Genomic DNA, 12274 nt, shown 5'->3' on the forward strand with positions numbered 1-12274 from the left:
GAGAAATCTCCGTTGCATAATCGACAAAAATTACGGAGCTACTTGCGAAGATTTCTCCTTCGTCGAAATGACAAACTAACGTCACAATTCATAATTCACAATTCATAATTCATAATTCACAATTAACAATTCACAATTATAAATCACCATTCATCTGTTCGAAAAGATGAAACGGGCAGACCGCCTGCACTAAACAATTCCGCTTTTGCAAAATCTTTCCATAAATAACGAATAGCAACTGGTTTCTTTACTTTATCCGAAGTCAAAACCACTGATTTTCTTCTTACTACCGTTTTTGCCGGATAGAAAACTTTGTCTTCTCCCGCTATTTCAAAACCTGTTACTTCTTTGTCATAAGACGTAATTCCGTTGGCTACATCATCAAAAGAAACCGTAACCGCTCCGTCTTTTATTTCCATCGATTTGTATTTCGGACTTTCAAATTCGAAACCTTCAATTCCGTAGGTTTTTGCTAAGGCCTGAAACGCCAGTCGGTTTCCTCCTTTTTCTTTGTCCATTGGGTGAATGTTATTTTCTTCTCCAACGTCCATTAAAACGGCCATTCCTGAATTCGGAATTTCCTTTGAAGCTTTAAACTGCGCCTCTCTCAAATAAGCCGAATTGTATTTCTCCAAATAATCTTTTGGATGGAATGAAGCATAATTAAACGGCGCAATCTGAGCGTAATAAAAAGGGAAATCTCCTTGTTTCCATAAAGCTCGCCAGCTGGAAACCATTTTTTTCATTAAAGCGGTATATTCAGATGCTCTTTCGTAATTCGATTCTCCCTGATACCAGATACAGCCTTTTATTCCGTAACCTATTACAGGCGAAAGCATTCCATTAAACAAAGTCGTTGGAACACGGTTTGGATCTTTTGCCAATTCTTCTTTTGTGGTCGGAATTTTAGCGCTGGCAAAATCTTTCAGCATTTCCTGATTCATCCACGCTTCCATACTTGATCCTCCATAAGAAACATGAATTAAACCAATTGGAACGTCTAAAACTTCCTGCAAAAGCGAACCAAAATACCATGCCGTGGCACTAAAATTAGAAGTTGATTTTGGAGAAGCTTCTTCCCATTTTCCTTCAAAATCCTGCAAAGGTTCTAAAACAGTCGCACGCGGAATGGTGATTAACCGAATATTTTTATTGGTTGATCTTACGATGATTTCGTTTCCGTTTTTTACGGGTTGTCCTTGAAAACCTTTTAACGGCATTTCCATATTTGATTGTCCGGAACACAACCAAACTTCGCCCAGCAAAACATTTTTAATCGTTACTTTTTCGTTTCCTTCCGAAACTTCAATCGTGTAAGGACCGCCAAAAGAAGCTGTTTTCAATTCGGTTTTCCATTTTCCAGAATTGTCTGCTTTTACTTTGTAGGTTTTAGAATCCCAAGAAGTTTTGATTACAATGTTGGCGTTCTTTTCTGCCCAGCCCCAAATTGACGCATTTGATTTTTGCTGCAACATCATGTTATCTGTAAACAATGCTGGTAGTTTGATTTTGGCATTCATTTGAAGGGTTGTCAAAAAGGCAATTACAACAACAAAAATGTTCTTTAAATTTTTCATTTTACTTTATGCTTTTAATTCTAAAAATTTGTGTCGCTCCTCTGGAGCTAAACTATTCCTATATATTATTTTCTATAAATATTTCGCTCTTCCAGAGCTTGTCTTTGTCTCGAAAAAAGTCATGTCTTATTTAAAATAAAAAACATGTGTTTAAATATTCTATCCTTCCTAAACGAGTCCCAGAGGGACGAAATATTTATAGAATAAATTTTATCATCACACAAAAGCTCCAGCGGAGCGACATCTTTATCTGATTTCAAAACAACTAAAAATGCTTTTTTGCCATTTTCAATTGCCTCCAGCTAAAGCTTGAGGCAATTGATTTTATTTTTCTTTCAAAATCATAACTGGACCCAATAATCCCGCTCTCAACAACGGTTCTCCTTCTAAACGAAATGGCGCTGTTGTCCATGTCAATCTCTCTTCTTTTGGCAATTTTTGATCGCCAATTAATCTATTTGCCCAAGTATTTGTGATTTTAATTTCGATTGTATTTTTTCCTTTTTGTAAAGCTTTTGAAATATCAGTTTTGAAAGGGAAAGTCCATAATGTTCCACAATCTTTTCCGTTGATTGAAATCTCGGCGATATTAGAAATTTCACCTAAATCTAACCAGATTTTATCTGAAGTTTTTCCTTTCCAAATAAAATCTTTTTTATAGCTGACAGTTCCTGAATAATACTTAATCTGATCATTTTCAGAAGTGCTCCAATCAAAAAGTTTATTGATTTTAATTATTTCTTTTGGCCCTTTAAATGCTGGATCAAATTGAAGTTCCCAATTTTCATCTAAAGTCTGCACTTTTTCAAATTCAGAAAATTTTGTTTGAACTAAAACTTCTTTCGTTTCTTCTTTAAAAATCACAAAACCAGATTCGTTAGCCTCTAAAATTATTGAAACAATTGTTCTACCATTTTCGATTTTCCAATTGGTTAATTCCGAAATTTTATCGGTAACAGGATTGTACCATTGCGGAACTTTTCCAGCTATTCTAAACGACGCATCAAATGTTCTTTTTTCTCCTTTTTGATTAGAAATAAAGTAAACGTCTTCAGTATCCGATTTGCGATGTGCCCATGCAATTGTTTCTGAATCTGCTCTGTTGAAATTTGGAAAATAGATGTCTTGTGTAATTCCGATGGAAGCAAAATCATTTCCTAAATATGGTAATTTGATAATCGTTCCTTTTCCGATTTTCCATGTTGATGAATTAGCATTATTCCAGATTTCATCAATTACATTCTGCCATTTCTTTTGGTCTGTTTCTGATTGGATTCCTGGTAGAATATTTGGTTTTTCATCCACAAAAATTTTAGCTCCGTCTTTTATCAATTGCAATATTTTTTCAGCAGAAGCTAAAGACAAAATTCTGTTTGGTGCCATTTTGTGACTTCCCGGAAAGAATAAAGCTCCGTATTCAATTCCACCATCAAAAGAAATTTTTCCGTTTACCACTTTTGCACGATTAATTAAAACATCGGCGTTGAAAGAATCATATTGATAGCCATTTAACGGATTAATCCATTGTGATAAATCGGTAATATTTTTAGAATAGGTAACCTCTCTTGGCATTTTAGCCGTTGGCTGACCCTCATTTTCTAAACGGATTTTCTCGCTTTCCAGTCTTGCTGCACCAAACACATTTGGAATAAAAGGCACCAAACGATCCGGCACAAAAGAACGTGAAGGAAAATCTTCGCCAATAAAAACTGCAAGATCAATCACAGGTTTTCCTTTCTGCAACTGAAACTGCACTCTTTGACAATACTCAAACCAAGCCTTTCCAGGTTTCCACCAAGTTTGGTCTCTTTGGAAAAAAGTTCCAATGTCATCTAAAGTCATTCCCGGTTTTTTGTCTGTCCACGGATTATGAACAAAAACGTGGTAAAACAAACGGTTGATTCCTAAAGCATAATTGCGGTCTGCAGTTGTTTTCAGATTTCCCGGATGTTCGTCCCAATCCATTCGCAAAGCTGTAAAAGATTCTGCCTGAATAATATCTTTACCGTAAATATGTCCACCCGAAATGGCATCTACCATATCAAAAGGTTTATCGTGTGTTGGGCTTTTCAGCCAAAATTCACCACCTGGATAATCGACATATTTATAATGCAGCAAAGCATCACTCATCATTGTTGGCGCAACGTTTTCTGAACTTAACTTAACATCATTTTCTTTTGCAATCTGAGCAACAGTTCCGTAGAAATTATCGGCTACTAAATCGGCAATTGTTTTTCTAATATCGTATAAAACTTTCTCTGAGAAATCGGCACTTTCTATCGGGATTCCCGCCATAACTGGAAGATAATCTACAAGATCATAACCACGTCTCTTTTTAAACTCAGCCTGAAAAACCGAAGACCAGTTTTGGCTTCCACATTCCCAGCTGTCAAAATGAAGGATTTCCAGAACTTTTGAAGTCAGTTCAGGAGCAGCCGCACGAACCGCTTCACCAAACCAATGATCTAGCTGAAAACGAATTAATTCGGGATTAAATTTATCTACTTCCAATCCTTTTCCTGCTCCGCCAGTTGCGTTTTCATGTCCTGTCGAAGTGTGTCCCATTCGGATAATTTTCCATTTTCCCTTTGGCGCTTTCCAGTTCAGATTTCCATCAGCATCAACAAAATTGGAAATATTAATAACTTCCGATTTTTTAAATGACTCCGAATTCGGAATCTGTTTGTCTGTAGTCTGCGGAGTCAAACGCCAAATTGCGCCTGATTTTCCTTCGTAATTATTTATTAATGACTGATTCGAAAGTGTTATTTTACTCACTTTCAGATTTTGCTTCCATTTAGCAAAATCCAAATCTTCTGCTCCCGGTTCTGTTCCAGTTGGATCATAAACAAATCTGAAATATTTTGCCGTAACAGACGCAATAGCATGTGTGTTAGAAAAATCCATGTCCTGCCAGCCGTGACGTGGCGGAGTCATTCTTTCATGAAATCTAAAATTTATGCCGTCATCACTCACTTCCACAATCAGACGCTGTGCCTGAAAATCTCTTCCTTTGGTTTCTATAACAATAGATTTACAGGTAAATGGCTGTGCAAATTCGTATTGAATCCATCCTTTTTCTGCAAACTTGAAATTTTCATCTTTTTTAGGATCAGCCAAAAACGAAGCATCGGTACTGTTTGATGTCGTTACTTTTGGCAGTTGCATCTGCGAAGTAATTTGATATTCTTTAATCGGAAGTGCAAAAATTGCAATGTCTTTATAATAGTCTTTGTAATGTTCTGGAACTGGCAGTTTTGAAGTCACCTTTTTACCTCCTAAGATTTCTGTAGTTGACCAGACAACTTTCTGCATCGACATTTCTGGTGTAATCCACGGCCCTCCTGCAACGGCAAATCCGTCTGCTCCGTGAAAAGCCAATTTCAAACCTAAACGATCTGCTTCTTTAAAAGCCCAATGAATCATATCCCAAAATTCAGGACTCAGCTGTAAAACCGGCGGATCTATTAATGGCGGATTTGCTGGTCCTTTAATAGTCATTAAATAAGCCCCCGCAATTCCTGCTTGTTTCATCGCTTCTAAATCGGCTGTGATTCCTGCTTTAGAATAAGCCGATTTCATCCAATACCAATATACCCAAGGTTTTGAGGATTCGATCGTTGGCTGAAATGATATTTCTTTTTTATGGACTTCCTGTGCTGAGACGAAGCTTGCCAAAAGGAGGATAAAAAAGAGGTGTTTTTTTTGAAACATTTTTGTTGTTTTATTACAATCTGCCTAATCTGCTAAATCTGCGGGAAAATTTACTCCCGTAGATTTGTCTGATTTAGCGGATTTTTTTTGATTTTTCTCTTTTTTTGTCATTTCGACGGAGGAGAAATCTTCGTTAGAAGCTCGACAAAGATTGGCTTTTCTTTGCGGAGTTACTTGCGAAGATTTCTCGTTCCTCGAAATGACAAACTGCATATTATAAACTATACTTGTACTATACTTAAAATATACTTTATCTATAATACAAAATACCTAACAGGTTTTGGAAACCTGTTAGGATATATTAATACTTAAACTTCTTCAAACTATTTTCTAATTCATTTTTTGAACCGCTGAAAGGCGTCAAATAAAAACTATATTGATAATCTCCAGATTTAATTTGATATTGTTCTATTGGCTGTGCTACAATTGTCCAGCTGTCATTTCCTCCCACTCCCATCTGCATTAAATCGATATTTAGCGTTAAAAATCCTGGATCTTTCAAATCGTAGGTATGACCAGCGGAACTAAGATTTTCCTGCGTATAAGGCCACGCGCTCATGCTTAAAACTTTGGTGTCGTTTACCACTAAAAATCCGTTGTTTTTCTGCGGAGTTGTCAGCGCCATCCATCTTACATCGCATCTGTTTCCGTTTTCCTGTGGTTTTGGGTAATGTTCAATAAAATCATTTATTGGCAGTGAATATTTTCCAACAAACGAGCCAAAACTTCTGTCGCTGTAATTTTCCAATTCTCCTTTTCCGTACCACGAAATCTGATCGAATTTTCTTTGCACTCCCATCTGCATTCCGATTTTTGGAATGTTTGGCAGTTTGTTCGATGCTTTTAAACTGTAATCAACTTTTATCAATCCATTTGGTAAAATATTGTAGACCACATTTACGCTTGCGCTGTCTTTTATAATTTCGTAATCGCTTGTAATTTTAATTTCAGAAGCCGATTTGTCGATTGTAATATTTACCAATTTTGGTTTTGCTTTGTACCATTGTTTTAACAGCTTTTGTGATTTCCAACCTCTTTTATCGTTATCTGTAAGCGGTCTTACGAAATTAGGCAGCAATGGGGCAAAAACCTGTTCTTCGCCATTAAAAATATACGAACTCAAAGCTCCGTTTCCTTTATTGATGTTAATGTCGAAATTTTTTCCTTTGATTTTAAAATCAGAATCAGATTCTGAAACGTTTAAAGCTTCCTTTTTAGTTTCAGGCGAAACCGCTTCTTTCTTTTGCAACACAAATTGATCTTCCGCGACAGCGTAGCCTTTTGAAGCCCAAAGTTCCTCTTTTGAAAGCTGGAATTCTATATTTAAAATATACTCCGCATCGGCTTTCATTTTTGGCAGATAAGAACTGATATCTAAAGTTGTTGACTGTCCTGCTTCTACCTTAAATGGTTTTAATATTTGTGTTTTGATTACATTTCCGTTTTCCAAAACTTTTAAAACTGGAATATAATCTTCTAAAGATTTAACGGCCTGACGGTTTTTGATTTCCAATTGATTTCCATTTAAAGTGGAAACCGCTGGCTGATAGACCCATTTGTTTTCAAAAATCGATCCTTTTGGTTTTCCGTTAGAATCTACAATTCCTTTTGTATTGAAATTTCCATCATGGTATTTTTCGCCAAAATCTCCTCCATGCGCAAAATAATTCTGACCTGATCTTGAATCGAATTTCACCAATCCCTGATCTTTAAATTCCCAGATGCAACCGCCGATAACTCTTGGAAGCGAACGGAATTCATCCCATAATTCTTTTAAATTTCCAACTGAATTTCCCATTGCATGAGAATATTCAACGAAAATAATTGGTCGAGTATCTTTCTTTTGATCAACTAAAAATTTCGGAGTGAAAACGCCCGGATAAAAACGGCTGACCATATCAACATACGAATCATCCTGCGGATTTTCGAATCGGTAAGCGTGATCGATTGTTTTAGGATATCCTGGATCCAGCGGATCGATGTAACCGTCTAATTTTGCATTTCCCTGCGCTGGTTCGTAATGTACGGGACGCGTAATGTCGAAATCGTGAACCCAGCCCGACATAGCCGCGTGATTTGGCCCTTTTCCGCCTTCGTTACCTAAACTCCACATCACGACTGACGGATGATTTTTATCTCTTTCGACCATTCTAATCATACGTTCCATATAAGCATTTGTCCAAAGCGGATCGTTGCTTAATTTACCGCCAATTCCGTGTGTTTCCTGATTGGCTTCGTCCATAACCATGATTCCATACTGATCGCATAATTCATAAAAATAAGGATCGTTTGGGTAATGGCTTGTACGTATAAAATTGAAATTGAACTTTTTAATCGTGGTAATATCTTGTTTGATATCTTCTCTCGTAACGGCTTTTCCTCTTGTTGGATGATGATCGTGACGGTTTACGCCATATACATAAGTTTCTTTTCCGTTGATGAGCATTTTACCGTTTTCTTTTGAAAATTCAATCGAACGGAAGCCTACTTTACAGCTTTTGGCTTCGGTAATAGTGCCGTTTTTATCTTTGATGGAAATGACCATCGTATATAAATTCGGTTCTTCTGAACTCCATTTTTTCGGATTTTTGATGGTTTCCTGAAAGAATCCAAAACGAACATTATCAAGACGAGGATAACTTTCGTTGATTAAATCGATTACGGGTCTCTGAAGCGGTTCTTTGAAAACTGCCTGGTTATTAGTATCGTACAATTGAACATTCATCGTGTAATCTTTGACTTTTTCTCCTGTAAGATTCTCCACTTTTGGACGCAGTTTGAAAATCGCATCGGTATATTGTTTGTCTAATTTGGTTTGAACAAAGAAATCCTGAATGCGTAATTTCGGCTCTGCCATAATGAAAACTTCACGCTGGATTCCGCTCATGCGCCAGTGATCCTGATCTTCCAGATAAGAACCATCTGCCCAACGAATTACCTGAACAGAAACGATATTTTCTCCTTCTTTTAAATAAGGCGTAATATCAAATTCTGATGGCAGAAAACTGTCTTCTCCATACCCTAAAAATTCTCCGTTTAACCAAACCTGAAAACCAGAACTTACAGCTCCAAAATGCAATGTAACTGTCATGTCTTTCCAGTTTGCCGGAACGGTAAAACTGCGTTGGTAAGAACCAATTCCGTTATAATCTTTAGGAATATAAGGCGGATTTATTGGTCGAAACGGATAAACGGCACTTTTGTAAATTGGGTTATCATATCCTTTCATTTCCCAATTGGAGGGCACTTCGATTTTATCCCAGCCTGAAACGGTACTTTTATAGAAATCTTTTGAAGCTTCTTTCAGGTTTACGGCATATTTAAAATCCCAATCGCCATTCAGCATCTGGATTCGGCTTTTGGTTCTGTCGCCTTTTAGAGCGTCTTCAACAGAGGTATACGAATAAGCAGTTGCTCTCGAAGGCTGTCTGTTGATGCTCGTAACCGTTGGATCTTCCCAAGGTGCAAATTGGTATTTTTTATGCAATTCAGGAACTCCCGCCGGTTCTCCTGTAACGGATTGGGCGTGAGTTGTGTAAGATATTAGAAGTAAGATTACAGTCAAAAAGTCGAAAGTCAAAAGTCGAAAGTTGAAAAATTGCTGAATATAATTTGATTTAAACATTGTTTTATTTTTAGTTTTTTTGTCATTTCGAGGAACGAGAAATCTTCGCACGATATTCTACAAAGATTGGCAACCATCCTGTGTGGAGCTACTTGTGGAGATTTCTCCTTCGTCGAAGTGACAAAACTGTCTCTTTATTATTTTGTGGTTATTAGACCTGAAAGGTTTTTAAAACCTGTCATGTCTAAAACTTCATGTATATTAATACTCTGTACTTAATTCTTCTTCTTTTTCTCCGGAGGAGCCACAAAATTCAATTTGCTTTTTCCTAAATCTTTAGACGTTGCGATTGCAATTCCTCTTTGTTCTGCTTTGTTAACGGCACAATAGAAATGATAAACAACACCATCATGTTTTACCACAAATGATTTATGCGCAAACAAATCATCGTAAGGTTCAGAAGATTTAACCAAATCGTCACCTTTCCAGTCGGTCCAGTTTACTAGATCATTTGAAACTGCAAAACGGTTAAATGCACCTTGATTCCAACCCGTCCAAAAAGCTCCAAAATAGAACATCACCCAGGTATCATTAATTCGCTGAATATAAGCATCTCCTGAAATTCCTTTATGATGATTGATTAATGGTTTATCGCCATAACGTTTCCATACTTTCATATCGTCTGATACAGCCATGGCAATACGTTCAGCGCCTTTAGCAGGATTTATACTGTCGCCACGGGCATTGTAATACATTATAAAATTATGCCCTGTCAGTTTATCTTTATCACGAATCACGCTGTTTTTATACATCGTGCTATTATCCCACCATTTTGCGTCTTTGTCTTTTGGCGTTAAAACCGGATTTTCTAATCTTTGAAATTCGTGTGGTTTTGTCGGCGCTTCTTTCGTATACGCCATTCCAATTGATAAAACGCCAGCTTCATAACCTTTGCTGTCTCCGCCAAAATAACTCATCCAATATTTATCATCGTATTTTTCCCATTCATAACTTCCACCCCACGTTGGATCTTGCAGTGAAATATATCCTGCCTTTTGGTTGACATCCCAATGTTTTTCGTTTTCTGAGAACGACATTACTTTTCCTAAATATTTCCAATCTAAAAGGTCGTCACTTTCTGCTAACCATGTTTCGTAACCTCTTCCATCGTAAATTAAATAAGTCATATACCATTTTCCGTCTTTTCTGAATACACTCGGGCAATCCATTTTATAGGAGTTGTCTGTTGGAACCATCACCAAACCGTATTTATAAGGCGTTTTGATTTCTTCGTAAATCTCCTGCATTACGGTTTCTGTAATTTCTCTTTTCTTGTACTTGGTTGCACAGCTGGTTATAGCAAGTGCTATTGTGGCAATAAGTAGATATTTAATTTTCATTTTCTTTATGTAATTATTGAACGTTTTTGAACGCAGATGACACGGATTTACTTCGTAAAGACGCGGAAAAAACGGATTTTTTTATTTTTTTTCTATTTCTCAATCTTAGCATCTTTGTCAAAGTTTAAAATTTTGACAAAGATTAAGCGCGTTTATAAAAAAAATCCGCGCTAATCAGCGTCTTTACGAAGTAAATCCGCCTCATCCGTGTGCAATTTATTTCAATTCTTTTAATTTAGACTCCATCACATCTTTATTCAATTTTACTTTTACCATTCCTGTTGGATGAAATCTTCTCTTTAAATCGATTGCATTGTACACTATTGTATAAACATCATTTCCTTCTGGAATTAAACATAAAGGAGTTCTCATAATATCCCACCATTTATCTACTTTGGTTTCTATTGGAAGATAATGCGCTTCTGCCCAATTTATTCCGTCTGCTGATAATGAATAGGCAATCATATTAGGTAAATGATGTCCCCATCCGTCTGGGCCTCCGTCGAAAATAGCAATGTACAGACCGTTTGGTAATTGACTTACAATTGGATTTTCAACAAATTGTGGATGCATCGTTTTAATAGGTTCCAAACCTTTGTTCATTCTTGTCCAAGGTCCTTCTAAGCTTTTGGATTCAGCTAAAGCCACAAACCAACCTTTTCCTGATTTCTTTGGATAATCTGCCCAAGAGGTAAATGGATACGCCCCGCTGTAAAACCCGAAATATTTATCACCAACTTGATAAGGAAAAAACGAAGCAACTCCCTGACGGCCTTCCCAAGGCTGAGAATCTAATCCTGGTTCCATGATAATTCCCATATCTTTATAAGGACCACCGATTCCGTTGATACCTTCAACAGTTGATTCGCATCTCCAAATTCTTCCAAATGAATGATTTGGCTCTATTTCTTTACTAACAGTATAAGCCAAATAATAGCCGTACCATTTATTAGCTTTTTCATTAAAAACAGGCATATACGACCAAATTGCTGCACGGCGGTCATTCATCGGGTTATCATCTTCGGTTACGGCATAAGTTCCGCTGGCTTGGTAGATTGTTGATTCTCTTTTCCAAGTAATTGCATCCTTACTTGTCCAATGTCCGATTCTGGTTTTTACACGATCGTAATAATAATCAACACCTTTTTCTCCTGCTCTTTCGGTTGGGAACATATGATAGGTATCGCCGACTTTCACTACACGTCCGCCTTCAAATCCACCCTGAATTCCTTCTGTTCCAGACATTCCTTCATCAATAACTGGTTTGCTTTCTCCGCCAATAATTTCGAAAAGTGGTTTTTCATCTGAAAATCCTTCAACGATAAAAGTCGGATTCCAAAGTTTTCCGTCTGGTAATTTGGCATCTCTTGCATTCAACTGCTGATCGATTTTTAAAACTCCCAAGACAGCAAACAATCCTTTTTGATTTGGTAAAATAGTATGGGTTCCTTTTCCGTACGGAATTGCATAAACATCAACAGGCGGTAAACCTGTAATGGTAACTCCGTTTGAAAGGATTTCATTATTATTCCCGATTTGATTTACTTGCAAGTATTCCGCATTTTTATCTTGAAATACACCAACCAAAACAGTTACGGGTTCTTTAAACTTTAATTGTAATGGAGAATTGGTTCCGTTTTTATATTTTTCTAAAGGAAGTTCAACGCCTGTTAATCCTTGCAATTCTGGTGCTAAACGAACAATATTATGCTTGCTTCCTGAAAATACGTGAGCGTATTGGATGGTTTTGAAAGTTTTGTAATTGGATTTTACAATTTCAAATGAAGCAGGTTTCCATGCGGTATTTTGTGCTGTAGTTTGAATGCAGACAGTTAACAGCATTAGAAAAGCTGTTTTTAATTTGAAATTGTATTTTGTATTTTTTGAAAACATTTGTTTTTTATTTTTTATTGACTATAAATTTCTTCAATCTTGTCATTTCGACGGAGGAGAAATCTTCGTTTGCTGAGCACACCTAGCAGATCAATCTTTGTGGAGTTACTTGCGAGGATTTCTCC

General features: G+C 36.8%; 5 protein-coding genes. All 5 read right to left on the minus strand.

Translation table 11 applies throughout. The annotated features are described in order from the left end of the window. Positions 1-143: 143 nt before the first annotated feature. Positions 144-1577, minus strand: coding sequence for a sialate O-acetylesterase (locus tag QMG60_RS17610; protein WP_281865844.1), 1434 nt, complete (start codon positions 1575-1577; stop codon positions 144-146). A gap of 324 nt (positions 1578-1901) precedes the next feature. Next, positions 1902-5291 carry a glycosyl hydrolase gene (locus QMG60_RS17615; protein WP_281865845.1) on the minus strand — a complete coding sequence of 1130 codons (3390 nt, stop codon included), beginning with the start codon at positions 5289-5291 and terminating at the stop codon, positions 1902-1904. Positions 5292-5592: 301 nt separating this feature from the next. Next, positions 5593-8916, minus strand: a complete 3324-nt coding sequence (locus QMG60_RS17620; RefSeq protein ID WP_281865846.1) for a glycoside hydrolase family 2 TIM barrel-domain containing protein — start codon at positions 8914-8916, stop codon at positions 5593-5595. A 215-nt stretch (positions 8917-9131) separates the two neighbouring features. Beyond that, positions 9132-10256 (minus strand): glycosylase, encoded by a 1125-nt coding sequence (locus QMG60_RS17625; protein WP_281865847.1) that lies wholly within the window; start codon positions 10254-10256, stop codon positions 9132-9134. A 216-nt stretch (positions 10257-10472) separates the two neighbouring features. After that, positions 10473-12149 (minus strand): hypothetical protein, encoded by a 1677-nt coding sequence (locus QMG60_RS17630; protein WP_281865848.1) that lies wholly within the window; start codon positions 12147-12149, stop codon positions 10473-10475. Positions 12150-12274: the final 125 nt, after the last annotated feature.

The organism is Flavobacterium sp. GSB-24, from assembly GCF_027924665.1.
Taxonomy (GTDB): domain Bacteria; phylum Bacteroidota; class Bacteroidia; order Flavobacteriales; family Flavobacteriaceae; genus Flavobacterium.